Below are 26,058 nucleotides of genomic sequence, written 5' to 3' on the forward strand. Positions count from 1 at the left end.
TCGGGGGCGCGGACAGCTGCGGGCGATGGCACGGGGGTGAGATCGGACGCCTCCAGTGGAGGAGGAGCACCCTGGCTTGCGGGGTCGTCGCCTCGAAACAAGTCGGTTTGTCGGATCGGCCAGAGGCTTGTCGTAGTCTGCTTACACCTACCCCGACACCTGTACCAGTTTCCTGTCCCTGTACGTACCTCAATTGTCCCCCATGCAGCCCCCGACTGTCATCACCCACACGATGCGAAACCATTCACGTTCCCCCGCCCCACGCCCGGCCTGATCGACTGCGTCCCAACCGAACCCGACCCGAGGCGCGCCACCTGACCCGGACCGCTCTCCCACCTCTCCGTCACTGACCGCTTGAACCCCGCCCCCCTCGAGACCATTCCCTGCAAGCCGCCGCCCAGGTCGACCGTCCCGCGGTCAATCGGATCGACGAGTATCAACACGGTCTCGACGCTGGACTTCGGGGTGCCCGGTAGTCCAAGATGAGGCCATGTGGCCCCGATCGACCCATCTCACCCCTGCGGGGAGGGTGCTGTGCATCCGCTGATCGGGTTCCTGATCGCCGTGGGGCTGTTCGCGATCGGCCTCTACGGCGTCCTCACCCGCCGCAACGCCGTGCTGCAGCTCGCCGCCGCCGAACTCATGCTCGGCGGCGTGCACCTCGTGCTCGTCACCGCCGACCTCGTCCACAATGCCTACACGGGGCAGAGCTTCGCACTGTTCATCGTGGTCATCGCCGCCGCCGAAGTCGGCGTCGGCCTCGCGCTCATCCTCAATCTGTGGCGCGAGCGCTCCACCATCGACACCGACGACCTCCCTGAAGAGGCGCCGCCGGAAACCCGGAGCCGCCGATGACCCCCGGCCTGCTCCTCATCGGCGTCCCCGCCGCGGCGGGCCTCGCCGGGCTCCTCTCCCGCCACCGCCGCCCCGCGACGTACCTCGCCATCGCAGCCCCCGCGTTCACCCTCGCCATGGCCGCCATATGCGCCATCGTCAACCCGCGGTTCGCGCTGACCCTCGCCGACTTCGGCCCGATCCAGGTCGACCTCGCACTCGACCTCTCCGGGACCGCGGCGGCCGTGGCGATCGCGACCGCGTTCGTGACCCTCCTCGTCCAGGTCTACTCGGCGCCGTACCTGCGCGACGACCCGCGCTACCCGCCGTTCGCCGCGCAGGTCAACCTCTTCTGCGCCGCCATGCTCCTCGTCGTGGCCGCCGACGACCTCGTGTTCCTCCTCATCGGCTGGGAGGTCATGGGCGCCTGCTCCTACCTCCTCATCGCCCACTACGCGAAGCTCCCCGAAGCGCCCGGCGCGGCGGCCAAGGCGTTCCTCGTGACGCGCTTCGGCGACGTCGCGTTCGTCCTCGGCGTGATGATCCTCGGCGCCTCCGCCGGATCCTTCCGCATCAGCGAAGTCGCCCACGTCCCGAACGGGACGGCCGCCGCCGCGATGCTGCTCATCCTGTTCGGCTGCATCGGCAAATCGGCGCAGTTCCCGCTCCAGATCTGGCTGCCCCCCGCCATGGCCGGCCCGACCCCGGTGAGCGCGCTCATCCACGCCGCCACGATGGTCGCGGCCGGAGCGTACGTGCTCACCCGCCTGATCCCCGTCTGGCCCGCGCACCTGACCATCGTCGTCGCCCTGGTGGCGGCGGTGACCATGGTCGGCGCGGGCCTCTGCGCGCTCGCCGCAACGGATCTCAAGGGCGTACTCGCCTGGTCCACAGTGAGCCAAGTCGGCTTCATGTTCGCGGCGGTCGCCGTCACGGCCGGAGACGCGGCGCTGTTCCACCTCGTCTCGCACGCGGCCTTCAAAGCACTCCTGTTCCTCACCGCAGGCGTCGTCATCGCACTGGCCGGCACGAACGGCTCGCTGCGGTCCACCAGACTGCGCCCCGGCGACTCGCCACTGGCGTTCTGGGCCATGACGATCGGGCTCGCCTCGATGGCAGGCCTGCCGCCGCTGGGCGGCTTCTTCAGCAAGGAAGCCGTCCTCGGCGCCGCCTACGAGGCCGGGACCTCCGCCGGGGTGGTCGTGTTCTGGGCCGGGGTCGGGGCGAGCATCCTGACGGCCGCGTACTCGGCGCGGCTGTGGCTGCTGCTGTTCTGGCGCGGCGCGCCGGCGATGGAGACGGTGAAGGTGCCCCGCGCCGAGGCGTTCAGCCTGTGGGCGTTGATGTTCGCCACGGCCGGGGTCGGCATGGTGTACTACGCGAATCTGTTCCACGTGCCTGACCTGCACCTGGACCTCATGGCACTACTGCTGCTCGCGACCCTCGGCGGATTCGCCGTGATCGCCGACGCGTGGTGGCGCGGACACCGGCGCGCGGTGCCCGCGCTCGACGACGAACGCGACCCGGCCGGCGTCCTCGGCCGGGCCCGACCCGCACTCGCGGCAGGCCTCCACGCGGAACGCCTGGCGGACCGAACGACTCGCGCCATCGCCCGGACGGCCAGCGCGACCGCGCGGACGCTCGACGAGCGGCTGGTCGACCGGACGGCGGTGGAGGGCTCGGCGCGGGCGACGCTCGCGGCGGCCGAGGAGACCGCGGCCGGGCACCGGGGCGGGTTGGTGCGGTACCTGCGGTTGAGCGCGGCGGGGACGCTGCTGGTCGCGGTGGTGGCGATCGGGGTGAGTCTGTGGACCTGATGCTGGTGCTCGCGGTGGCGGTGCCGTTCTTCGGGGCGGTGCTGGTGTGGGCGTGGCGGGACCGGGCGTTCGCGCACTGGATCGGCGCGGGCGCGGCCGCGCTGGCGCTGGCGGCGGTCGCGGTGCTGCCGGTGGGGCGGGGCGGCGGCGACTGGGTCAGCGTCGGCGGGAGTCTCAGCGGCGGCTGGTGGCACGAGGTCGAGTTCGCTTGGGCGCCTTCGCTCTACTTGGATTTCTCGTTGGCGGTGGACGGGGTGTCGTGGCCGCTCGCGCTGCTGACGGCACTGCTGGGGCTGCTGTGCTGCCTCCACAATGCGCTCGGTGCGGAACGCCGCACTGCGGCCGCGCTGCAGGTTCCCCCGCCTGGCGCTGCCACCGGGGGCCGGCCACGGCGACGCCTGCGAGCCGTCAATGTGCGAGGTCGGGCCGCAGGCGATGCTTCCGAGGTGCCCGGGATACCGTCGCCGGTGCTCACCTCGCTGCTCCTCGCGGTGCAGTTCGCCTCCACGCTCGTGTTCTTCGCGGACGACCTGATCCTGTTCTTCATCGCGTTCGAGTCCGTGCTCCTCCCGATGTGGGCGATCATCCGCCGCTACGGCGATCCGGCCGCGCGCCGCCGTGCCGCCGCGAAGTTCGCGCTGTTCACCGTCGGCGGGTCGCTGATCATGGCCACGGGCCTGTTCGTCGCGGTCGCCGACACCGGGACCGCCGACCTCGGAGCGATCATCGTCGCCGGAGGCGTCGACCCGGGCATCTCGCTGCTCGTATTCACCCTGCTGGCCATCGGATTCGCGGTCAAAGCCCCGCTGTGGCCGCTGCACTCCTGGCTGCCCGACGCCCACACCGCCGCGCCCACCGCCGGCTCGGTCCTCCTCGCGGGCGTGCTCCTCAAACTCGGCACCTACGGCCTCATCCGCGTCGCCGGCGGCATCGCCCCGCACGGCGCGGCCGACGCCGCCCCCGTCCTCGCGGTGCTCGCCGTCCTCGGCATCCTCGTCGCGGGCCTGGTGTGCCTGAGCCTCCCCGAACTCAAACGCCTCATCGCCTACTCCTCCGTGGGCCACATGGGTTTCGTAGTCCTCGCCTTCGCCACCGGGACCGAGGCGGGCATCCGCGCCGCGCTCTTCGGGAACCTCGCGCACGGCCTCATCACGCCCCTCCTGTTCTTCCTCGCCGGCGCCCTCAAGGCCCGCGCCCACACCGGCCTCCTCGGCTCGCTCGGCGGGCTCCGGCTCGCCGCGCCCGTATTCGCCGGGCTGCTCGGCTTCGCGGCGTTCGCATCGCTCGGGCTCCCGGGGCTCGCGGGGTTCTGGGGCGAGGCCTTCACGGTCTACGCCGCGGCCGAACGCGGCGGCGCCTGGCTCGCGCTCGCCGCGGCCGCGGCGTTCGGGGCGTTCCTGGCGGCGGCGTACCTGCTGCGGATGCTGCGGCGCGTCAGCCACGGCCCGCTGGTGCCCGCCACCTCGGGCATCGGCGACACCTCCACCGCGGAGCTCGTGGTCTGGTCGCCGCTCGTGGCCGGGACGCTGCTGCTCGGCCTGATGCCGGGCCCGCTGCTGGACCTGTTCGGCGAGGGGCTGCTGTAGATGCAGGTGCAACTGATCGACCACGTGGCGATGCTGCCGCTGTACCTCGCGGCCGGCGCGGCCGTGCTCGCGCTGTTCGCGGGCCGGTTCGCCAAGGCCTGCATGATGTCCGGGCTCGGTGCGTCCGCGGTCGCGGCATTGTGGGTGTCGGGCGGGGAGGACCGGGCCACGTTCGCGGTGGGCGAGTGGCACTCCTATGTGGCCGACGACGCGGCGATGGGGGCGGCCGCGCTGTTCGCCGGGCTGAGCGTCCTGGTGGCCGCGGTGAGCGGGCGGCAGTCGGGCGAGTACTGGTTCCTGCTGGCGGTCTCGGCGGCGGGCGGGATCACGCTCGCGGGCGCCCGCGACCTGATCACCCTGATCGTGGCGCTCGAGACACTGACCGTGCCGCTGTACGTGCTCGTCACGAAACCCGGCCGGGACGGCGCCGAAGCGGGCGTGACGTTCCTGATCGCCTCGATCGCCTCCTCGGCGACCGCGCTCATGGGCGCGGCGTTCCTGTACGCCGCGGCGGGCACCGTGCACCTGGAAGGGCTCGCGGCCGGACTGGCGGACGCGGCCCCCGGGTTCGTGGCCGCCGGGGCGGCGCTGCTGCTCGGCGGCCTCGCGTTCAAACTCGCGGCGGCGCCGCTGCACGCCTGGGCACCACTGGTCCTCGAACGGGCCCCGCTCGCGGTCGCGACCTACCTCGCCAGCGCCTCGAAGCTCGGCGGCGCGGTCGCCATCGTCTGGGTGGTCTACTTCGGACTCGCCACCGACGCCGGGGCGAGCACCGGGATCGTGGTCGCGGCGTTGAGCGTCGCCTCGATCGTGGTCGGGAACCTCGGGGCGCTGGTGCAGCGCCGGACGGTGCCGCTGCTGGCCTGGTCCGGCATCGCCCATGCCGGGTACACGCTCGCCCCGCTCGCGATCGTCGCGACGACGGCGGGCCGGGGGGACACCGCCGCGGCGGCTTCGGCCGCGCTGACGTACGCGGTGTTCTTCGTGCTCCTCGAGGCGGGCGCGTTCGCCGCGCTGACGGCCGTCCGCGAATCCGGGGAAGGCGGTCCGATCACCGAGCTCACCGGGCTCTGGCGGTCCGCCCCCCTGCCCGCCTCGGTCTTCCTGTTCGCCGTGATCGGACTGGCCGGACTGCCGCCCGCGCTCGCCGGGACCTTCGCGAAGGTGGCCGTGCTCGAAGTCCTCGCCTCCTCCGCGGTGTGGCTGGCCGCGATCGTCGCCGCGGGCTCGATCCTCGGGCTCGCCTACTACCTGCCGCTCGCCCGCACCGTCCTCCTCGGCCGCGGCCCCGCCACCGCCAAGGGCCGCTCCGCGATCGCCGTCGCCGCGATCGGCCTCGCGCTGCTCGCCGTCACGCTCGCACCGCAGCTCGTGTTGGACTTCACCGCCATTTCTCACTGAGTTCCCAGCTCACAGAGAAATACTGGCCGTAACGAAGGCGTTGCTCTTCCCACAAGGAGGGAATCCAACACCATGAAGCACCACAACGGCCTCAAGACGGCGGTGCTGCTCGGCGCGATGTCGGCGCTCGTGATCGCCATCGGCTACGTCCTGGGCGGCTCCACGGGCGTCCTCATCGCAGCGGTCATCGCCGTCGGCATGAACGCGTACGCGTACTTCAACTCCGACAAGATCGCCCTGCGCGCCATGCGGGCGCAGCCGGTGACGGAAGCGCAGGCCCCGCAGCTGTACGCGATGGTGCGCGAGCTCGCGCACCGCGCGAACCAGCCGATGCCGCGCCTGTACCGCTCCCCCACGATGCAGCCGAACGCGTTCGCCACGGGCCGCAACCCCGAGAACGCCGCGGTCGCCGTCACCGAGGGCATCCTGCAGCTGCTCACGCCCGCCGAGCTGCGGGCCGTGATCGGCCACGAGCTGTCGCACGTCTACAACCGCGACATCCTCATCTCCTCGGTCGCCGGGGCGCTGGCCAGCATCATCACCATGCTCGCGAACCTCGCGATATTCCTGCCGTTCTTCGCGTCCGACGACGAGGACCGGCCGAACCCGCTCGTGCTGCTGCTGACGATGATCCTCGGCCCGCTCGCGGCGGGGCTCATCCAGATGGCCGTTTCGCGTTCACGCGAGTACGAGGCCGACGCCGACGGCGCGCGCCTCACCGGCGACCCGCTCGCGCTCGCGAGCGCGCTGGAGAAGATCTCGGCGGGGGTCGACCGGATGCCGGCGCGGTCGGACAGCCGCATCGCGGAGCAGTCGCACCTGATGATCGAGTCGCCGCTGCGCGGCGGCGGGCTGGCGAGCCTGTTCTCGACCCACCCGCCGACGGCGGAGCGGGTGAAGCGCCTGCGGGACATGGCCCGCGGCGTGGTCCGCTGACCGCCGCAACGGGCATGGCGAAAGCCGCGTCGACCATGTCGACGCGGCTTTCTCACGTGTTCGAGCGGAACCGCTCAGTACGACGAACCGCCGCCGCGGAGCTCTTTGAATCCGGTCCGCACGTCCAGGAGGTACACCAGCGCCGCGGCTATCGCCACCAGGGTGAAGATGAGCCCCGACCCCGGCCGCTGCATGAACAGCAGCGACAGGAAGAGACTGACCGCCAGGATGCCGAGCCACGCGCCCTTGGACAGGGTGCCGACGGCGTTGAACGCGTCGGGCTTCTGCACCGCGCAGTGGGTCAGAGCGATCACTGAAAGCAGGGCGGCGCCGAGCGTGATGATCAGAAAGACGTAAGCGCGCACGTCGAAGGCGAACACTGCTGCGAACTCTGGCATGCGATCAGCCTACCCGCAGGTACTCGGGAGCCGGTCGACTCGGTTACTTGCCGAGCTTGCGACGCTGCACGCGGGTCTTCCGGAGCAGCTTGCGGTGCTTCTTCTTCGCCATGCGCTTGCGCCGCTTCTTGATGACCGAGCCCATAGAGCTTCCTCACAGATGTTCACTAGACAATTTTTCGAGCCCGACCAGCCTAACGCGCGTGCCCGGCGGCCCCCGCGCCGGGCGAGCGGAACCGCAGGCCCCGTCACAGCTGCGCGTGGCGGGACCTGCCGGGCCGAGGGGGGATCAGTCGTCGGTCTGGAGCGCTTCGGAGAGGTAGGTCTTGACGGCGCTCTCGGGAACGCGGAAGGAGCGCCCGACCCGCACCGCCGCGATCTCGCCGTTGTGGACGAGCCGGTACACCGTCATCTTCGAGACGCGCATCAGCTCGGCCACCTCCGTCACCGTCAAGAACTTGACCTCATCGAGGAGGTCCCCGGGTTCGCTCATGTGTCTCACCGTTCTGTCGAGGGCTGTTGCGAGCACTTATGCAAGGACGTGGGGTTGTGTGATGTGTTTGAGGTGCCTGGAGAGACGCGTACTCATATGAACCGAAACAAGTCGGTCGTCACAGACTGTGACGTTGATGTCTTTCGATTGGGATGAGGCTCATGTTACGGCAGTCCGGGCCACCCGGCAACACCCGATCTCACACGGTCTGGGCAATGAAGGCCGTAATCTCCTGCATCAGGTCGGCATAGCTCTTCCCGTACACGGCCTGCGCCGCGTCGACGGCGGGCTCGCCCTCGCGGGCCGTCGCGCCGAAGAACTCGGTGAACTTCTCGACCCCGTACTCGTCGATCATGTAGTGCACGCCGAGGAACCCGCACCCGTACTTGCCGGACCCGGCGAGCGTGTCGTCGTCCCCGTCGGGCGGGAGGATGTCCGTCTCGCAACCGCCCTGCGCCACGTAGTCGCGCACGTCGAGCGTGCGGTCGTACTCGTCGAGGTCCCGGTCGCCGTGGTCGATGTACTCGGCGACGCCCTCGACCATCCACCACGTGTCGTCCGCGTACCGCTCGGACGGCGCGGCCCACAGGGTCACGGCGTGGCCGAGTTCGTGCCGGATCACCGAGGTGAGGCCGTAGCCCCAGCCCGTCCGGTCCACACCCATCACCGTGGCGTACGTCGACGGCTGGCGCTCGCCGTCCACCGTCCCCGAGAGCGGCAGCGCGAACCCGAGCACGTCCTCGGAGTCCCAGAAGCCCCCGAACCAGGTCTCGAACTCGTCGTCGCTGGCGATGTAGACGACGTACCGGTCCGGCTTCTCCCAGTACGCCCACTGGTCCGCGTTCACCGCGGCGGCCTCGGAGACCTCCAGGGCCTCGTCGAGACGGTCCGCCATCGCGAGCGGCACCGCGGTGACGGTGCGCTCGCCAACGGCCGCAACGAGGTCGGTGACCTCCCACGGGTGCGGGCCCTCCCCGTACTCCGAATTCGACACCTCGACCATCACCAGGCCGCCGTCACCCGCGCGCCAGCGCGAGTCGAACACGATGTCGGCGGCCTTGCACGTGCCCGCCGGCTCCACGAAGCAGTACGAGAGCGCGACCGAGATGTCGTACAGCGGCACCGCGCCCGAAGCGTCCTCGATCGGACCCGAGGCGATCTGGTAGTCGAAGCGGGACACCTGCATCGAGGTGAGCGAGTCGAAGCGGCGCGTCATCTGGTCGTGCAGCGTCGGGTCGTACGCGGCGAGCCAGCCCTCCAGGCTGTTGTTGATGAGCGACTCGCCCTGGGCGTCGAGGACGAGCTGCGCCTGCTCCTTGAGGTAGGCGAGGATCTCCGCCTCGGACGCGTTCGGGCCCGGACTGGGGACGGTGCCCTCGCCGGGCTGGACCGCGAGCCCCTCGATCGTGCCGGTCTCGGCGGCGGGCAACGACGGACGCCAGCCGTTGACGAGGGCCCCGCCGAAGACGGAGCCCGTGACGAGCAGCAGCACGACGAGGATCGTGCCGAACCGCGATCGCCCACGGTCGGGCCGCGGCGGGAAGTACATCGGCTGGCCGGGCCACGGCGGCATCGCGGTGACCGGGATCGGCCCCGGCGGGATCTGGACGTGACCCGCGCCCTGGTGCGGCACCTGGTAAGGCGCCGTGTGGTACTGGCCCGGCGGCATCTGACCCTGCATGGGGCCCTGCGGCATTCCCCCGGGAGGGACCGCGCCCGGCGGCAGCATGTCGACCGGGAGCGCCGACGGCGGCGCCGTCGGCTCCGGGAGCGGCGGCATCGGAGCGGCCTGCGGGATCGCCGCGTCGCCCGTGTCCGCTTGCGGCAGCACCGGTTCGGGCGAGATGCCGCGCGGCGCTTCGGACCCGGACCGCTGTCCGGGCACGAGCGGCGCCGAGGCCGCCTGCCCGGGGCGGGGTTCGCCGGGGTGGTCGCGCTCGGGAGAGTCCGGGGTGAAGTCCTCGGGGGCTTGAGTCACGTTCGCAACTGTAGTCGTCGATCGCTACCCGTGCGAGCCCCGAGCAGCGGGTGTGCGCCGGTCGTCCAGGCCCGTGAGCAGCACCGGGCCGGACCGCGGAACGATCCGGCCCGGCTCCTCAGAACCTTCTAAGACTTGGTCCACAGTGACCGAGCGAACACGGCCAGGTTCGCCGGACGCTCCGCCATGCGGCGCATCAGGTACCCGTACCACTGGTCGCCGTAAGGCACGTACACGCGCATCCGGTAGCCCTCCGCGGCCAGCCGCAGCTGCTCGGCCGGGCGGATCCCGTACAGCATCTGGAACTCGAACGAGTCCTTGTCGCGGTCGTACCAGCGCGCCCGGTCGATGCCGATCTCGATCAGCCGCGGGTCGTGGGTGGCGAGCATCGGATAGCCCTCGCCGGCCATGAGCGCGTTGATGCAGCGCACATAGGACCGGTCCACGTCGAGACCGCGCTGGTAGGCGACCGACTCGGGCTCCTTGTAGGCGCCCTTGCAGAGCCGGATGCGCGAGTCGGGCACCGCGTGCGACTTGCAGTCGTCCTCGGTGCGGCGGAGGTAGGACTGGAGCACGGCCCCGGTGGACGGGTAGTCGTCGCGGAGGCGCTGCACGATCTCCAGAGTGGAGTCGGTGACGGTGTGGTCCTCCATGTCGACGGTGACCGTGGTCCCCGCGTCGTCGGCGGCGGCGCAGATCTCGCGGGCCCGGTCATAGGCGAGCTCGGGGTCGATGCGCTGACCGACGGCGGAGAGCTTGACGCTGACCTCGGCGGATTTCGCGAGGCCCTCGTCCTTGAGGGCGGCGAGGAGGCCGAGGTACTCGTCGCGGGTGGTGTCGGCCTGCTCGACGACGACCGTGTCCTCGCCGAGGTAGTCGAGGGTCGCGAGCAGGCCGTCGGCCGCGAGGGTCCTGGTGGTGGCGACGGCATGGGCCGTGGTCTCGCCCGCGACGTAGCGGCGGACGAGGGATCGCGTCACCGGCGCGGTACCGACGAGCCGCTCGATCTTCGATGACCGGGCGGCGGCGAGAATGACAGAACGCAGCATGTCTGCAGCGTAGCCGTCCGCCACCCGTGCGCCGGTCACGGTGGCATAACACGTGCATCGCAACATTGGAAACGAAGACGAACATGCCGAGAAATCTTATTCTTCGAAGGTGTTAGGAGGCTCAGACCTCTGTTCGCGTTAATATCGACAGTTGATTTGCCTGATTCGCACCACTTTGGTCGGCACGCGTGGCGGGCACCCTCGACTCGGGGCCGCCCGCGAGCAGGCGGCGGTAGATCTCGTCGTAGCGGGCCGCCTGCACCTCCCACGTGAACTCGTCGAGGAAACCGGGCTCGGCGTACCGCTTGGTGTAGCCGGGCCGGTCGTCGAGCACGGCCCGCACGCCCCGCGCCAGGCCCTCGGCGTCCCCGTACCGGAACACCTCGCCGATGCCCAGGCGGCGGACCTCTTCGGACATCACCTTCACGTCACTGATGACGATCGGCAGCCCCGCGTGCATGAACTCGAAGAACTTGGTGTTCAAACCGACCTCGTGGTTGACGAGCCCGGTCTCCAACGGGTGGACCCCGACGTCGGCGGTGGCCAGGAAGGTGGTCAGCACGTCATAGGGCACATACGGCATGAGGTGGACCCGGTCGGCCGCACCGAGCCGCTCGGCCTGCTCGAGCAGCGACTCCACGTACGGGCCGGTGGTCAGGTTCACGACGAAGGCCGCGTGCAGCTCCGGCTCCAGACCGAGCGCTTCGACCATGAGGTGCAGCCCGCGCTGCGGCGACGCCCCGCCGCAGTAGACCATCAGCGGCGTCTCGGCGTCCAGGCCGCACGCGGCCCGCACGTCGCGGAAGCCCTCCGGAGTGGCCCAGTCCCCACGGGTCGGATCGGGACGCGGCGGCGAATTGAGCACGACGGCGGGAAGTTCGGCGAGCCCGTGGGACTCAACGAGCAGTTCAGCGATGCGCGGCGAGACCGTCACGACCGCGTCGGCGTACGAAATGTACTCACGCTCGTGGCCGATCTGCGCGACCTGCCACTTCCGGTTCCGCGGCTTGACGCCCGGCAGGAACTCGTGCGCGTCGTACACCACCGGGACCTTGCGGCCCTTGACGCGGGCGCGGGCCGCGGCGCGGACCCCGACGCCGATCATCCGGTAGTCGTGCACGTGGATCAGGTCGGGCTTCAGCTGATCGATGAGCGGCGCGAAGGCCAGATCGAAACGCAGCGACCAGGGATCGAGCTTGCGCCAGCTGCGGTCGCCGAGCATCAGCTTCCAGTAGGCCGCCTCGAACCGCTCCAGCCGGCCGTCAGGACGGGCCTTCTGCGCCTCGGCCATGCCCCGGGTCTGTTCGAGCCGGAAGCGGAGCCAGCGCACGCGCGCCTTGGCTCGCGCCCGGTGGGCGAGGAACGGCAGGCCGCCGCGGAGCCCGCCGCGGCCCTCGGCGCGCAACTCGGCGTGCAGCCGCCGCTGCGCGAGCTCGGTGCGGATGACGCGCCGACGCTCCCATTCGAGCTCGGCCTTGGCGAGGCTCGCGTACGAGAAGGGGAATCGGAGGCCTGCGAGGCGCTGGCGCAGGGGCCTGAGGCCCGGCCAGTTCTTGACGACGCGGCGGTAGGCGGTGGCGCCGCCGAGTTCGAAGCGGGAGGTCTTGTTCCCGGGGGCGAGGCCGATGAGGTGGACGTCCCAGCCGTGGCCGGCCATCGACGCGGCGGCTTTCTGCACCCGCGAGTCGCCGTCGATGCCGTTGTCGACCAGCATCACTACCCGGCATCCGGCGGTGGGCCGACCTTCGTCCGTCATCCTCAACGCTCCCTCTGCGGCCCGGGATGCGGCGTGCGCCGGGCGCGCCCATGGTAACAACCGCATGTATTCGACGAGCATTCACGATCTCGCGGGCAGCACCACATCAGCCGCGCCGTCGAGGAACGCCGCGAAGCGGGCCGCGCTGAGCGTCCCGTCATGGACTTGGCGGACGTAGCGGCGCGCGTCCGCGCCGATCGCGCGGGCCCGGTCGCGGTCGTCGAGCAGTGACTCCACCGTGGCGCGGAGCGTCTCGGCGGTCGTGTGCAGCACCGGCAGGTCGGGCCCGTAGGCCTTCACGGCGGTCTCGCCGATGCAGCCGGTCACGGGTTTCCCGGCCGCCATCGCCTCGCACGCGAGCACGCCGTAGATGCCGATGCCGATCTGGTCGACGACGAGATCGGCGTCGAGCACCAGCTCCCGCATCCGGGAGTGGGCGACGCCTTCGAGGAGCCGCAGCTCGATCGCGCCCCGGCCCTGGAGGTCCTCCAGGACCGGGAGGATCAGGTCGGTGCCCTTGGTCCACCGGTTCGAGGGGGCGTGGACGACCACCGGGACCCTCCGTTCGAAGACGGGGCGGTCGCAGCTCCACGCGTCCACGTCGACCACCACCGGCACCCACACCGCGACCGGCAGGTCGTCGAGCAGGTCCGGGGTGGTGCAGAACAGCGGGAAGCCGCTCTCCTCGGCGATGCGGCGGTTGCGCTCGGTGGTGCCGACCAAGCGCGCGACGAGGTCGGGCGGGGCGGCGCGGTAGGCCGAGAACTCGTTGCGTTCGAGGTGGCGCAGCGGGTGGCGGACCTCGCTGCCGTGCGCGAGCAGGGCGGTCGGCAGGCCGATTCGCTGGAGTACGCGGATCTCGTCCCCGACATGGCCGCCGAACCGGCGGCCGAACACGGACCGGAACCCGTCGGCCACCAAATGCGTGTACGCCTGCGTGACCCGCTCCCAACGCCAGTCCTCGTACTCGCGCTCGCCCTGGTCCTTCGGTTCGACGAAGACGTCGGCGCCGTAGCGGAGGTGCTCGCTGTAGGGGATCATGACGCTCTCCGCCCCGAAGTCGGAGCGGGTGCGGGCCAGGACGCGTGCGAACTCGGCGAGCTGCCCGGCGGAGTTCGCGGTGCCGAGGCCGAGGCGCACGCGTCGCCCTTCGACGGCCGGCCAGGGGACCGGTCCGGTGCGGTGCGGGAAGCGGACGGCCCCGTCCCGGCGCAGGCTTTCGGCGAGGGTCGCGGGCGCGGGCCGGGCCGGTGACGGGCAGCGCCGCTCGTAGAGCGAGAGCAGAGCATCCACTTGGGATTCACTTTCGGGGTCGGCGGCGAACTCGAGGTCGGGGGCGGGCAGCACGTCGCCGACGACGGCCGGGCGTTCGGAGAGGCGGAGCTCGGCGGCCAAGCGGTCGGCGAGCGGGCCGGTGGCGGCGACGACCGTGTCGGCGCTCGCGGCGTGCTCGCGGAGGTACGCGGCCAGGCCCAGGTCCGCGCGAGGATCGCCGGTGGGGACGGGTTCCCTCGCGTCCCAGATGATGCGGACGGTGCGGCCCGCGGCGGCGGCGCGGAGCTTCGCGCGGGCGGCGACGCCGAGGAGCTCGGGGTCGCCGACGTGGATCAGATCGGGTGCGACCGCGTCGATCTCGGGTCCGTAGGCCAGTTCCCAGTCCCACAGGGACGGCAGGAACCGCTGCCACAGCACCGGATCGGAGGCGAGGGTCCACAAGCGGGTGGCGGCGCGGTCGAGCGGCGAGGCCAGGTCGCGGCGGCGGTCGAGGAGCCGCGTGGTGCGCTCGGAGCGTTTGCGGTGCCAGAAGCCCTGGCCGCTGAGGACGAGCGCGCGGGCCTTGAGGGAGGCTCGGCGCAGCGGGTCGGCCGTCGCGACATCGGCACGCAGGCGGTCGTGGCGCAGGCGCATCCGGGCGACCTCGAGCCGCCGCCGCCGGTACGCGCGGGCGGGACCGTTCGGGTAGGCGAGAGGGTCGCGTCGCCAGGCGGGCCGGATCTCATGCTGCCGCAAGGCGAAGCCGTCCTTCACCGGGACGAGCGTGACATTGCCGGGGCCGATCTGCCGCTCACGCGTGGCGCGGGCGGGGGAGCGTCCGAGGACGCGGACGTCCCATCCGGCGACGGCGGCGGCGACGGCGGCCCGGTGGATCCGGGTGGCGGGGTCGGCTTGGCCGACCGTGAGCAACAGGATCCGGTGACCGGTCACGTCGGGGCTCCCTGGGAAGGCGAGAAGCAGGAGTCCACATCGTAGTGACCGATTTGCCAATATTTGCGCTGATTGATATGAGTCTGCGCTAATGAAATCCTTCCGCGACGACGCTCGGCGACGAGAGCGGCAAGGAACCCGGTGTGGGCGGAACCGGCGCGGTGGAATCCCTCGCGCTCTATGAGCGTGATTGGTCCGGTTCGGTGCATCGGGTCGGTCGAGCGAGTCTTATCCGAGGCTCGCTCGTCTTGCTTGGTACGACGAGCGCGAACGGGCTGGTTGCCGCGGTGCTCTCGCCGACCAGCGGTGGGCGCTCATCGAACCGGTCGTCACCGCCTGGCGTGTGCCGGTGCCGGGACCGGGCGCGGCCTGCCCGACCCCGAGCACGAGCTTCGCCGCATCGTGGACGCGGTCCTGAACGCGAACCGCACCGGCCGCCGACGGGCCTACCTCCCACACGACTTCCCGCCCTGACAGAGGGCCTACCGGTGCGGAGTGGGTTGCGCTCAAACCTGGCAGCGACGAAAAGGCGCGTGGCGGGGTGAGGCAGGCTGCCGGAGCTCGGGTCAGATGGGCGGGCGGGGCGGGCGGTGACACGCCCGAGCGCGGGGAGCGGCAGCCAGTCTGCTTGTAGCCCAGGCGATTCTGAGCGGAACATGAGGAGGTTCTCCACCTGTGGGTGATGACAGTCGGGGGCTGCATGAGGGACAATTGAGGTACGTACAGGGACAGGAAACTGGTACAGGTGTCGGGGTAGGTGTAAGCAGACTACGACAAGCCTCTGGCCGATCCGACAAACCGACTTGTTTCGAGGCGACGACCCCGCAAGCCAGGGTGCTCCTCCTCCACTGGAGGCGTCCGATCTCACCCCCGTGCCATCGCCCGCAGCTGTCCGCGCCCCCGATGGGCCGTGACTGGGTGGACGATCCTAGTTGGGATCACCCCAACCAGCAGGCGATGCCGTACACGGCGGCATACGCGATTCGAGCACGACCCGTCAGCGTCAGCGGTGAGGCCACACCGAGCGAATAGAGGACTCGGTACGGCGACACCGCAAGCACGTCCATGGCGAGCACCACCCCGTCCCGGCAGCGCCGCGCCCGCAAGCCCGCGCGACTGCAGGACGGACCCCGAGGAACGGCAAGCGATCCTCGGGAGGCGAACCCGCCACCGGCATCCACCGGGAGGCCGCACCGCTCCCTCAGGGACGGCAGGCACCAGCACCCGCCCCCCGGCAGGGACGGCGCGCGGCCAGGTGAAAGCCGAAGGGCCGGAACCGGAAGCCGAAGCAAGGTCAACAGGGCCAGCAGGGCCAGCGAGGGAAGCAAGTAGAGCAGCGGGAAGGAGGCGACAGGCGCATGAGGACCACGACCATGCACACGGACACAGACATGGACATGGACATGGACATGGACATGAGCGCAACCGAGCCGAACTCGGCGGCTGACGGCTCCCGTGCCGCCGACCGCCCCGCCGCTGCGGCATCCGGACGGACCCACCCGGCCCGGCCAGCAGCGACCACCGGCCCCGCCCCGGCGACCCACCGCCGAAGCAACGCTAACCTTTCCCTCGCTGCCGGTTTGCACCTCGCTCCAGAGACGACCCCGGCCCCGGACACGCAGCCCGGCTCCAACCCACCCGGCCCGACCGGAAGCGACCACCGGCCCCGCCCCGGCGACACACCCCGGACCACCGCCCACCACACCATCGCCGCCGGATTGAAGCCGGACCGAAACGTCGCCTGGCCCCGGACACCGGGCCCACGGCGCCACCCGGCCGCCGCCGTCAGCGGCACGAGCGCACCGCTTCCGCAACAGCGATAGCAGCAGCAGGGGCAGGCTCGATTCCGGCCGGGGCCTCAAGCGCGGTGAGGGCCCCAGTGCGCCGCGAACCGCCGCCGGGGCCCTAACGCGGCCAGGATTCCAAGTCCCGCCCGGGTCCCGAATCCGGCCCGGGCCGCGATCGCGGCGAGGGCCCCAACTCCTGCCAAGATCCCGAGTCCGGCCTCAGCGACGGCAACGCACCCTAATCCCGCCACTCCAGTCGCTGATCGCATTGACCGCAACCAGCAACCAGCCCGCACGACGGCATCACGCCCCCGACCCGATCCTCACCGCTCCGTCGCTGACCGCTTGAACCACAACCCGAAACCGTCCCGGACTCCACCGCGCGAGCTGCCCCGCCGCCACCTTGGGTCGTGGTCGATGGTTCAAGACCAGGCGCTGCGCCGCTGCTCGAGGCCGTCGAGGATCAGGCCGAGGCCGATCCAGAATTCGTCGGCGTAGTCGTATCCGGGTTTGAGGGCGTGTTCGACGGCCAGTTCGGCGAGGTGAGGGAAGCCTTCGGCGGCGGCTTGTTCCAGGAGCGGGGCCGCGACGGTTTCGAGGTCCCCGGGCGAGTCGAACGGCAGCGCCAGCTCCTGGAGCACGAAGCCGTAAATGTAGGCATCGAGCAGTGAGAACGCGTGCGCCGCAGCGGCAACCGTGAAACCTTGGGCGCGCAGGCAGCCGATCACCGCATTGTGATGGCGCAGTGTCGCCGGGCCGGCGTTCGCCCGCGAGTCCATCAGCGCGAGCGCCCACGGGTGGCGCAGGAGCGCCTCGCGCATCGAGGCGGCGCGCCGCCGCATGGCCGTTTTCCAGTCGGCGCCCTCGGCCGGGAGTTCGACCTCCGCGAAGACGAAGTCGACCATGCCGTCGAGCAGTGCGTCCTTGTTGCGGAAGTGGTGGTAGAGCGCCATGGCCTGCACGCCGAGCCGCTCGGCGAGCTTCCTGGTGCTCGGCACCTTGCCGTCGGAGGCGTCCGCCATCGCCACGGCGGTACGCACGACCTTCTCCCTGCTGAGCGTGCCGCGAGCCGAAGGCGGATCGGCCGGTCCGGTGGTCACGGGTCGCCCCCTGTTCGTCGATGGGACATCGCCGGTACTTTACACTGTACAGTTTTCCTGTACAGTGTAAAGGTAGAAGCACCCTTCGAACGAGGAGCAAAACATGGAACCGTCGAACCCGATCGTCCCGCAGTCCGGCGTGGGCAAGCGGATGTGCATCGTCGGCGCGTCAGGGAAGCTGGGCCGCTACATGGTCCGGCACGCGCTCGACCGCGGCTACGAGGTCGTGGGCGTCTGCCGCGAGAAGAGCGTCCCCAAACTCGCCGACTACGCCGACCGGATCACCGTCATTGGCGGCGACACGAACGACCGCGAGGTCATCGCGAAGGCCGTCGAAGGCTGCGATGCGGTGCTCGCCGTGCTCGTCCCCTGGGGCGTGCACGACTACTCCTCCGGCACCGCGCGAGCGGTACTGGACTACGCGAAACCCGGTGCGCGCCTGGTCTTCTCGTGCGGATGGCACATCACCCGCGACGGCAAGGACGTCTACTCCTGGAAGATCAAGGCCGCGCTCGTCGTGGCGAAGCTCTTCCGATACCTCCGCCTCGTCGACGTCGACGACCAGTACCGCGCCACCGACCTCATCTTCAGCAGCGACACCCGCTGGACGGTCGTGCGCGGCTCGGACCTCGAAGAGGGTCCGAGCGAGGGCCTGCCCGTGTGGGCCCGCCACGTGGGCGACCCCGTCCTGGAAAGCAACATGACCCGGCGGACCGACTTCGCGCTCTTCATGGTCGAGGCCGTCACCGACGACAGCCTGGTCCAAGAGGCCCCCGCCATCGTCGGCCGCCGGACCCCCTCGGCACTCGCCCACACGAAGGAATCGGCCTGAACCTCGAGCGGACCCGGGCCGGCTCACCCGCACCCTGATATCCGCCCCATGCACGTTCGCGGTCCCTGGCGGCTCCGCCAACGGGGGGAGATCGTCGAGACTGACGAGGTGGATGCGGTCGTCTCTCGAAGCGGCCGCCTCCAGGTCCGCACTGAACCCGGTCGCGCTGAAGCACGCCAGCGCCGTGCCGGACATGTCGTGCTTCTTCGCCAGCAGTTGCCGCACCCGTGCGAGCCTGGTCAAGTGGTGCAGGTCCATGCGGGTCAGCCGCGACAAGGCGGTCCGCATGAAAACACTCGAGCTCAGCGCAGGAGCAGGTCCGCCAGGGCGAAGGCGAAGAGGGCGACCGCCACGAAGCCGTTCGCGGTGAAGAACGCCCGGTTGACCTTGGAGAGGTCGTTCGGCTTCACCACCGTGTGCTCGTAGGCCAGCGCGACCGCGACGACCGCGAGACCGATCCAGTAGAGCCAGCCGAAGCCGGTCAGCGCGCCGAACCAGGCGAAAGCCGCCCAGGCGAGCACGTGGGTCGCCGTGGAGGCGTGCAGAGCCGCTTTCACACCCCACCTGGCCGGGGTCGAGCGGACGCCGATCTCGCGGTCGATCTCGATGTCCTGGCAGGCGTAGATGAGGTCGAACCCGCCGATCCAGAGGCCCACGGCCGCACCGAGAACGATAGCGGGGGCCGAGCCCTCGAAGCCGCCGGTCACGGCGAGCCACGCGCCGACCGGCGCGACCATCTGGGCGAGGCCGAGGATCGCGTGCGGGTAGTTCGTGAAGCGCTTCGCGTACGGGTAGACGATCAGCGGGGCCACGGCCAGGGGGCTGAGCCACAGGCAGAGCGGATTGAGCAGTCCGGCCGAGACCAGGAGGGCCACGAGGCTCACCACGCAGCCGACGTACGCCGTCTTCAGGCTGACCTTGCCGGTCACCAGCTCCCGCTTCGCGGTGCGCGGGTTGAGCGCGTCGATCTTCCGGTCGATGATCCGGTTGGCGGCCATGGCGAGGGTGCGGGCGCTGACCATCGCCACGGTCACGAGGACCAGGACCCGCCAGGAGAAGGTATCTTCCAGCGCCATGACGGTGAGCGTCGAGAGGTACGCGAAGGGCAGGGCGAACACCGAGTGCTCGAACGCGACGAGCTTCAGGAAGTCCTTGACGTGGTTGGGCTTCGGGGCATCGATGGCCACAGCGTTCACTCCAGTGAGGGGCGAGCCGTCAGGCTCGGCGAGTTCGAGTCTCGCGGTCGCGGGGGGCGGGAGGGCGGGGCGAGGAACGCGGGCCTAGTCAAGTCCGTACTCCTTCCAGCGGCGGTCGACGGCCGCGGTGACGGCCGAGCTCATGCGCATGGCCTCGGGCCAGCCGCGGGTGTAGCCCTCCTCGGGCCATTTCGCGGTGGCGTCGATCCCGGCCTTGCCGCCCCAGAACTGTTGATAGGAGGCGTGGTCGAGGTGGTCCACGGGGCCCTCGGTGAGGAGCAGGTCCCGCGAGTAGTCCACATTGCCCAGTGCACGCCAGGCGACTTCGCGGTAGTCGTGCACATCGCAGTCGGCGTCGACGACGACGATGAGCTTGGTGTGGCTCATCTGCTGGAGGCCCCAGATCGCGCTCATGACCTTCTGCGCCTGCTTCGGGTACTTCTTGTCGATCGAGACGATGACGCAGTTGTGGAAGACCCCGGCGGCGGGCATGTCGTAGTCGATGATCTCCGGGACCATGATCTTGATGAGCGGCAGGAAGATCCGTTCGGTCGCCTTGCCGAGGCCGTGGTCCTCCTGGGGCGGGGCCGACGTGACGATGGTGTGGTAGATCGGCTTCTGGCGCATGGTCATCGCCTGGATGCGCATGACCGGGAACGGCTCCACCGGGGTGTAGAACCCGGTGTGGTCGCCGAACGGCCCCTCGGGGAGGCGCTCGCCGGGCTCGGCCCAGCCTTCGAGGACGATCTGCGAGTTCGCCGGGACCTGGAGCGGCACGGTCAGGCAGTCGACCATCTCGACGCGTTCGCCGCGCAGGAACCCCGCGAACAGGTACTCGTCGATGTCCGGGGGGAGCGGGGCGGTGGCGGCGTAGGCCATCACCGGGTCGGGGCCGATGGCGATCGCCACGGGCAGGCGCTCGCCGCGCTTCTCGGCCTCGGCGTAGTGGGAGGTCGAGTTCTTGTGGATCTGCCAGTGGAGGCCGATCGAGCGCTCGTCGTGCTGCTGGAGCCGGTAGAGGCCGACGTTGCGCTTGCCGGTCTCGGGGTGCTTGGTGTGGGTGAGCCCGAAGTTGTGGAAGACGCCGCCGTCGCCGGGCCAGACCTGCAGGCCGGGCAGCATGTTGAGGTCGACGTCGTCGCCGGTGAAGACCACTTCCTGGCACGGGGCCTTGCGGATCTTCTTGGGCGGCACGGACTTCAGCTGCAGGAGCTTGCCGAGGCCGTCGCGGATCCCGGCCCAGCCGACGGGCAGCTCGGGTTTGGCGAGGGCGCCGATGCGGTCGCCGATCTCGCCCAGCGAGTCCACGCCGAGGGCCTTGGCCATGCGCTCCTCGGTGCCGAAGAGGTTGATCGCGACGGGGATGTCGCTCCCTGCCGGGTTCTCGAAGAGCAGCGCGGGGCCGCCCGCGCGGATCACCCGCTGGGTGATCTCGGAGATCTCGAGGTGCGGGTCGACCTCGGCGGTGATGCGCTTGAGGTCGCCGTCGGCTTCGAGGGCGGCCAGGAACGCCTGCAGGTCTGCGTACGGGAACTTGGGTGCCACGGAGTCATTCAACCACCCGGCCGGTGTCACATTCCCGGGCTCCGCTTCGTCCCAGTGGTGTGAGGCGCGGGGCTGTGGAAACTCACTGCCGGGGCGCTCGGCCGTGCGGCGCATCGGCGACGGTCGCGGACCCGCACTTGTGAACTAAATTACGATACGGTACCGTATCGTTTCGTATAGGCGTAGGATCGACGCAACACCACCATACGACCGGGGACCGACAACCCCGGGTCGGAAACACAGCAGTCGAACACCAGCGCGCCCCGGGCCGGAACACCGCCCGCCTCGCGCTTCAGCCGCGGTCGGCGCCGCGGCCCACATCATTCAGATGCACTCCCGAAGCACTGCACAGAAACGGAAACCCTGTGAGCGACACCCGTTCCGAACCGACCCCTGCGGAGGTCGAGGACCAAGGCCACCCGCGCCGGTGGGCCATCCTCGGCGTCCTGGTCATCAGCCTCATCGTCGTCGTCCTCGACAACACCGTCCTGAACGTCGCCATGAAGACCCTGGCCGCGCCCGCGCCTGAAGGCGTCAACGCGAGCCAGAGCGACCTGGCCTGGATGATCAACTCCTACACGCTCGTCTTCGCGGGCCTCCTGTTCGCCTCCGGCATCATCGGCGACCGCATCGGCCGCAAGCGGATGCTCCTCGCGGGCCTCGTCGTCTTCGGCATCGCCTCGCTGCTGTCCGCCTACTCCACCACGCCCGACCAGCTCATCTGGTACCGCGCCCTCATGGGCGCCGGCGCGGCGATCATGATGCCCTCGACGCTCTCGCTCCTGCGCAACATCTTCTCCGCCAAGGAGTTCCCGAAGGCGCTCGGCATCTGGACCGGCGCGGTCGGCATCGGCGGCGCGATCGGCCCCATCGTCGGCGGCTCCCTGCTCGAGCACTTCTGGTGGGGCTCGGTCTTCCTCATCAACGTGCCGATCGTCGTCTTCGGCATCATCGCGGTCGCGATCCTCGCCCCCGAGTCCAAGGGCAGCCAGGCCAAGGCCGACTTCGTCGGTATGGCCCTGTCCATGATCGGCCTCGTCAGCCTCACCTACGGCATCATCGAAGCCGGCGACGCCGGTTCGTGGGCCGGCATCGAGGTCTGGGGCACCATCGCGCTCGGCGTGCTCGTCCTCGTCGCGTTCGTCCTGTGGGAGAAGCGCATCCCGCACGCCTCGCTCGACATGAAGCTGTTCAAGAACACCCGCTTCTCGGCGTCCTCGGCCATCATCACCCTGACCTTCTTCGGGATGATGGGCCTGATGTTCTTCATGACCTTCTACCTCCAACTGCTCAAGGGCTACACGCCGCTGGAGACCGGTCTGCTGTTCCTGCCGTTCGGCGCCTCGATGCTGGTGTTCGCCCCGCTGTCGAACACGCTCGTCCAGAAGCTCGGCGCCAAGACCGTCGGCATCGTCGCGATGCTCCTGGTGATCACCAACTTCACGGTCACCGCCCTGGTCTTCGAGGCCGACACCCCGGTCTGGGTCGTCATCGTCCTGTTCCTCATCACCGGCGCCGGCATGGCCAACCTCATGCCGCCCGCGATGAACACGCTCATGTCCGCGGTCCCCAGAGAGAAGGCCGGCGTCGGTTCGGCACTGGCCAACACCCTGCGCCAGGTCGGCGGCGCGCTCGGCGTGGCCGTGCTCGGCACCGTCATGGCCCAGGCCTACCAGTCGCTGATGGGCGACGCCGCCCCGCAGCTGGACGACGCCGCCCGCGAGTCCTACGCGGCCACGTACAGCGCACTCGAAGGCGGCGCCGTCCCGGCCGAGGCGGCCGGCGCCGTCCAGGGCGCGGCCGACGCCTCGTTCATCGACGCGCTGCACACCACCGCGTTCGCCGCGATCGCCGTGGCCGTCGTCGGACTCATCATCATCGCCCTGTTCTTCCCCGGCAGGCAGCGCCGTGAGACCGAGACCCCGGAACAGGCCGCCGAGCCCGCCCTGGCCGAGGCCTGAGGGAGAATCGGGCCATGCCTGCCGAGCCGAGCGAGACGCCGACCGTCCCGGACCATGCCGCCGAAGCCGGAGCCGCCCCCGGCGGCGCCGACCACGGCGGTCCGGGCGGCGGCGCCGCGCCGACCCCCGCCAAGGGCCGGCCCCGCAGCGAAGCCGTCAGCCAGGCCATCCTGGAAGCCACCCTCGACCTCATCGCCGAGCACGAGAACATCTCCGATGTCAGCGTCGAAGGGGTCGCGGAGCTCTCCGGCGTCTCCAAGGCCTCCATCTACCGGCGCTGGTCCTCCAAAGAGGAGCTCATCGCCGCGGCGATCGAGAGCATCAAGGCCCCGCTGCCGGACTCGATGCCCCGCACCTCCCTGCGGGACGACCTGATCCACATGGGCCACAGCATGACCCGCTCGTTCGGCGCGCGCGACACGAAAGTGGTCAAGTGCATGATGCTCGCCATGAAGGACCCCGAGTACGTGCGCCACCACGACCGGCTCGTCGAACGGCGGCGCAAGTTCGTGCGCGACACGCTCGCGTACTGGGCGGAACGCGGCCAGGTCCGGCCCGACCTGGACCTGCACCTGGCCGTCGCGATGATCGTCAGCCCGATGCTCACGATCTACGTGTACGGCCAGTACTCGAACCTGCAGGGGCCCGACACCGTCGAGCAGATCGTCGACGTCCTCGTCCGTGGGCTCGGCCCCACGCCGGCGGCCGGTTAGCGCCGACCACTGGTACGCAAACGCCTCGCGGCCTTCACGATCCGCCGATCGCGAAGGCCGCGTCCGTTCCCCGACCAGATGCGACCGGGCCCCGCCGTCCCGCGGGGCCCGGTCACCGGAAGGAACCGAGGATCTGGTCTAGGGGGCCCGGCTCACCGCCTCCCGGTGAACCGGGCCCGTTTCGCTCGCCTGTCCTGGTCGACCGGCGTGCCGCCTTCGGCGGCAGGAGCTCCGCGCTGAGCTTGGTTCGCGGAGGCCCTAAGCCGATCAGTTGACCGGCGGGTAGGCGTTCTCCAAGAGCTCCGCGAACTGCTCGGAGGACCAGTGGCCCGAGACCGGCATGTTGTCGCGTGCGCCCGAAGGGTTGTTGCCGTTGCGGATGTTGCCCTGGTAGTCGGGGTCGCACATCTCGTCGAAGCCCTTGCCCTCGTCGTTGTCGATGAACTCAGAGGAACCGTCGGACTCGCCCGGGGGCTTGATCCACACGTAGGCGTCGATCCAGGGCTCGGGGTCGGCCTGCGGCCGCTCGCCGAGACCGGCACCGGCCTGGTTGCACCAGTTGCCCTTCTGGAAGCGCTGGTCGATCCGGGACTCGTCCACGAAGGTGATCGGGTCGCTGGAGGTCGACGGGCCGGTGGGCCGGTAGTCGCCGCCCCAGCCGTTGCGGCTGGTGTCGATCAGCATGCCGATGCCCTCGTTGAAGCCGTTCTCGATCAACTCCAGGCGGAAGGCCTCGGTGAAGTCCTTCTCGTTGTTGAAGTCGTTCCAGTCGACCCACTTGACGTTCGGGTTCTGGTTGATGGCCTGGCCGCCGACGTTCTGGTCGACCTCCCAGTAGGGCTCCTCCAGCGCCGAGTAGTTCGCGGTGTTGGAGATGAAGCCGTGCACGTCATCGGCGGTCATGCCGTTCTCGCCGATGAGCGAGCCGAACAGCTCGGCCGCGGCGAAGAAGTTGTCGTACTGCGGGTTCGTGTCGCCCCAGCCGATCCAGCCGTGGTGGCCGGCGTCGATGTAGTTGTAGGTGTTCGGCAGGGCGCCGAGCTCCGCCGTCGCGTACGAGACCCCGTCGACGTAGTTGCCGTTGTTCTTCATCGTGTCGCAGTTGGCGACCGCGGTCTCCCGCGGCGTCACGTTGGTGACGAGGTTCGGCAGCGAGTCGATCTCGATGACGTTGACGATCTTGAGGTCGGCGTACTTGGCCTGGCTCTGGATCTCGACGATCGGGTCGATGTACTCGGTCTTGTACTTGCCGATCTCGGTCTGGCCCAGCTCGCCGTTGGAGGCGAGGGCGGCGCAGTCGCGGCCCGGCAGGTTGTAGATGACGATCTGGATGACGTCCGCGCCCTGCGCCACCGCCTCGTCCAGGTGGTCCTCAAGGCCCATCGAGCCGGTGGTCGGGGAGTTGTTGCCGTAGATCGCGGAGGTGCGGTCGAGCCACACGCCGGTGGGCTGGTTCGCGATCGCGTCGCCGCCGGGCTCGCCCGCGGCCAGCGCGGACCAGAGCGGGTTGACGTAGACCTGCGCGCCCCGGTACGGGTTGTCGACCTTGTCGCCGCCGCCCGGGTTCCCGGTCGGGTCGTCAGTGGGGTCGTCGGTCGGGTCGTCGGTCGGGGGCGTGGTGGGCGAGGTGGGTCCGTTGCAGACGTCGCCGTTCACCGTGAACTGGCTCGGAGTCGCAGAGGAGCCGTTCCCGATGAAGCCGAAGACCTCGCGGCTCTGACCGGAGCCGATGCTGGCGTTCCAGCCGACGTCGTTGCCGGTGAAGCCGGTGCCGCTCTGGGACCAGTCGACGTTCCACGCGCTGGAGACGGTGGTCCCCGCCGGGAAGTCCCACTTCACCTCCCAGCCGTTGATCGCTTCGTCGGCGGTGATGACGACGTTGGCCTGGAAGCCGCCGCCCCACGTGCTGACGATGTTGTAGTCGACTTCGCAGCCTTCTTCGGCGAGTGCCTGGTTCGCCGACGCGAAGGTCAGACCGGTCGCCGCGAGCGCGCCCACGGCGACGCTCGTGAGCGCGAGTCTCCTTCTCCTTCGAGATACGTGCATGTGTCGATGTCCTTCGGGGTTGATTGGCCGCGCGAGACGGCCCGGACGGGTGCCCATCCAGGGAAGCGCTCCCAAGATGTGCATTGATAATCTCCGATATATTGATGGACTGTCAAGAGGTACACCAGGAAAATTCGCTCCTGAGTCTCATTTGGCCAACGCTTTCGAAGGTCCCCGGGAGATTGGCAAGCGCTTGAATCAGTGAAAACGCTCCCGCAGAAACCGGACGGGACCGTTAGGAACCTTCGGGCCGCGAACCTGTCGCGCGCCGCGGGCGCCGTTGCGGCGGGGCGCCCGCGAATGCCCGTCGCGCAGGCAGCGGCAGGACCGCTCCCGTTCCACGAACGCCGGCGGGGGGGGGCGGGGCGGGGGGCCCCCCCCCGACAACGGGGGCGGGGGGGGGGGGGCCCGAACCACCCCGAGAC

Annotated in this window: 19 protein-coding genes; 8 read left to right on the forward strand and 11 right to left on the reverse strand. The window is 70.1% G+C overall.

Annotated elements, in window-relative coordinates:
- Positions 1 to 534: 534 nt before the first annotated feature.
- The 5 genes from nuoK to htpX all read left to right on the forward strand — a co-directional run bounded on the left by nuoK (position 535) and on the right by htpX (position 6,574).
- A complete protein-coding gene (gene nuoK / locus JHY01_RS16670) occupies positions 535 to 855 on the forward strand; it encodes an NADH-quinone oxidoreductase subunit NuoK (protein ID WP_205326791.1) in 321 nt (106 codons plus the stop codon).
- The gene (locus tag JHY01_RS16675) at positions 852 to 2,651 is read left to right on the forward strand and encodes an NADH-quinone oxidoreductase subunit L (protein WP_205326792.1); all 1,800 of its coding nucleotides are present in this window, start codon (positions 852 to 854) and stop codon (positions 2,649 to 2,651) included. The genes nuoK and JHY01_RS16675 overlap by 4 nt, the downstream gene beginning before the upstream one ends.
- Entirely contained in the window at positions 2,651 to 4,237 is a 1,587-nt protein-coding gene (locus JHY01_RS16680) for a NuoM family protein (protein ID WP_205326896.1), read from the forward strand. Before JHY01_RS16675 ends, JHY01_RS16680 begins: the two co-directional genes overlap by 1 nt.
- Positions 4,238 to 5,638 (forward strand): NADH-quinone oxidoreductase subunit N, encoded by a 1,401-nt coding sequence (locus tag JHY01_RS16685; protein ID WP_205326793.1) that lies wholly within the window; start codon positions 4,238 to 4,240, stop codon positions 5,636 to 5,638.
- 72 nt (positions 5,639 to 5,710) lie between these two features.
- Positions 5,711 to 6,574, forward strand: coding sequence for a zinc metalloprotease HtpX (gene htpX, locus JHY01_RS16690; RefSeq protein WP_205326794.1), 864 nt, complete (start codon positions 5,711 to 5,713; stop codon positions 6,572 to 6,574).
- Positions 6,575 to 6,648: 74 nt separating this feature from the next.
- Here htpX and JHY01_RS16695 read toward each other — a convergent pair whose 3' ends face one another.
- The 8 genes from JHY01_RS16695 to JHY01_RS16730 all read right to left on the reverse strand — a co-directional run bounded on the left by JHY01_RS16695 (position 6,649) and on the right by JHY01_RS16730 (position 17,340).
- Positions 6,649 to 6,972 carry a DUF2516 family protein gene (locus JHY01_RS16695; RefSeq protein ID WP_205326795.1) on the reverse strand — a complete coding sequence of 108 codons (324 nt, stop codon included), beginning with the start codon at positions 6,970 to 6,972 and terminating at the stop codon, positions 6,649 to 6,651.
- A 43-nt stretch (positions 6,973 to 7,015) separates the two neighbouring features.
- On the reverse strand, positions 7,016 to 7,117 hold the full coding sequence (locus JHY01_RS16700; protein ID WP_081687713.1) for a 30S ribosomal protein bS22: 102 nt from the start codon (positions 7,115 to 7,117) through the stop codon (positions 7,016 to 7,018).
- A gap of 144 nt (positions 7,118 to 7,261) precedes the next feature.
- On the reverse strand, positions 7,262 to 7,465 hold the full coding sequence (locus tag JHY01_RS16705) for a helix-turn-helix domain-containing protein (protein ID WP_030155806.1): 204 nt from the start codon (positions 7,463 to 7,465) through the stop codon (positions 7,262 to 7,264).
- Between the two features lie 199 nt (positions 7,466 to 7,664).
- The gene (locus JHY01_RS16710) at positions 7,665 to 9,443 is read right to left on the reverse strand and encodes a hypothetical protein (protein WP_205326796.1); all 1,779 of its coding nucleotides are present in this window, start codon (positions 9,441 to 9,443) and stop codon (positions 7,665 to 7,667) included.
- Positions 9,444 to 9,571: 128 nt separating this feature from the next.
- Complete coding sequence (locus JHY01_RS16715) at positions 9,572 to 10,492, reverse strand: proline dehydrogenase family protein (RefSeq protein ID WP_205326797.1); 921 nt, start codon at positions 10,490 to 10,492, stop codon at positions 9,572 to 9,574.
- 121 nt (positions 10,493 to 10,613) lie between these two features.
- Positions 10,614 to 12,248 (reverse strand): glycosyltransferase family 4 protein, encoded by a 1,635-nt coding sequence (locus JHY01_RS16720; RefSeq protein ID WP_205326798.1) that lies wholly within the window; start codon positions 12,246 to 12,248, stop codon positions 10,614 to 10,616.
- A gap of 81 nt (positions 12,249 to 12,329) precedes the next feature.
- Complete coding sequence (locus JHY01_RS16725; RefSeq protein ID WP_205326799.1) at positions 12,330 to 14,453, reverse strand: hypothetical protein; 2,124 nt, start codon at positions 14,451 to 14,453, stop codon at positions 12,330 to 12,332.
- Positions 14,454 to 16,662: 2,209 nt separating this feature from the next.
- Positions 16,663 to 17,340: a TetR/AcrR family transcriptional regulator gene (locus tag JHY01_RS16730; protein WP_307814475.1), complete on the reverse strand. Its 678-nt coding sequence runs from the start codon at positions 17,338 to 17,340 to the stop codon at positions 16,663 to 16,665.
- Positions 17,341 to 17,443: 103 nt separating this feature from the next.
- On the opposite strand from JHY01_RS16730, the gene JHY01_RS16735 reads away from it, so the two are divergent.
- Entirely contained in the window at positions 17,444 to 18,172 is a 729-nt protein-coding gene (locus JHY01_RS16735; protein ID WP_205326800.1) for an NAD(P)-dependent oxidoreductase, read from the forward strand.
- A 302-nt stretch (positions 18,173 to 18,474) separates the two neighbouring features.
- Here JHY01_RS16735 and mqnP read toward each other — a convergent pair whose 3' ends face one another.
- Both mqnP and JHY01_RS16745 read right to left on the reverse strand, forming a co-directional pair.
- Positions 18,475 to 19,368, reverse strand: coding sequence for a menaquinone biosynthesis prenyltransferase MqnP (mqnP, locus tag JHY01_RS16740; protein WP_205326801.1), 894 nt, complete (start codon positions 19,366 to 19,368; stop codon positions 18,475 to 18,477).
- Between the two features lie 84 nt (positions 19,369 to 19,452).
- On the reverse strand, positions 19,453 to 20,913 hold the full coding sequence (locus tag JHY01_RS16745; RefSeq protein ID WP_307814477.1) for a menaquinone biosynthesis decarboxylase: 1,461 nt from the start codon (positions 20,911 to 20,913) through the stop codon (positions 19,453 to 19,455).
- Between the two features lie 365 nt (positions 20,914 to 21,278).
- On the opposite strand from JHY01_RS16745, the gene JHY01_RS16750 reads away from it, so the two are divergent.
- Positions 21,279 to 22,874 (forward strand): MFS transporter, encoded by a 1,596-nt coding sequence (locus JHY01_RS16750; RefSeq protein ID WP_205326803.1) that lies wholly within the window; start codon positions 21,279 to 21,281, stop codon positions 22,872 to 22,874.
- Positions 22,875 to 22,888: 14 nt separating this feature from the next.
- Positions 22,889 to 23,587, forward strand: coding sequence for a TetR/AcrR family transcriptional regulator (locus JHY01_RS16755; RefSeq protein ID WP_205326804.1), 699 nt, complete (start codon positions 22,889 to 22,891; stop codon positions 23,585 to 23,587).
- A 267-nt stretch (positions 23,588 to 23,854) separates the two neighbouring features.
- Here JHY01_RS16755 and JHY01_RS16760 read toward each other — a convergent pair whose 3' ends face one another.
- Positions 23,855 to 25,633 (reverse strand): glycoside hydrolase family 6 protein, encoded by a 1,779-nt coding sequence (locus JHY01_RS16760; protein WP_205326805.1) that lies wholly within the window; start codon positions 25,631 to 25,633, stop codon positions 23,855 to 23,857.
- Positions 25,634 to 26,058: the final 425 nt, after the last annotated feature.

It is taken from the genome of Glycomyces sp. YM15, assembly GCF_016918015.1.
Lineage (GTDB): Bacteria > Actinomycetota > Actinomycetes > Mycobacteriales > Micromonosporaceae > Glycomyces.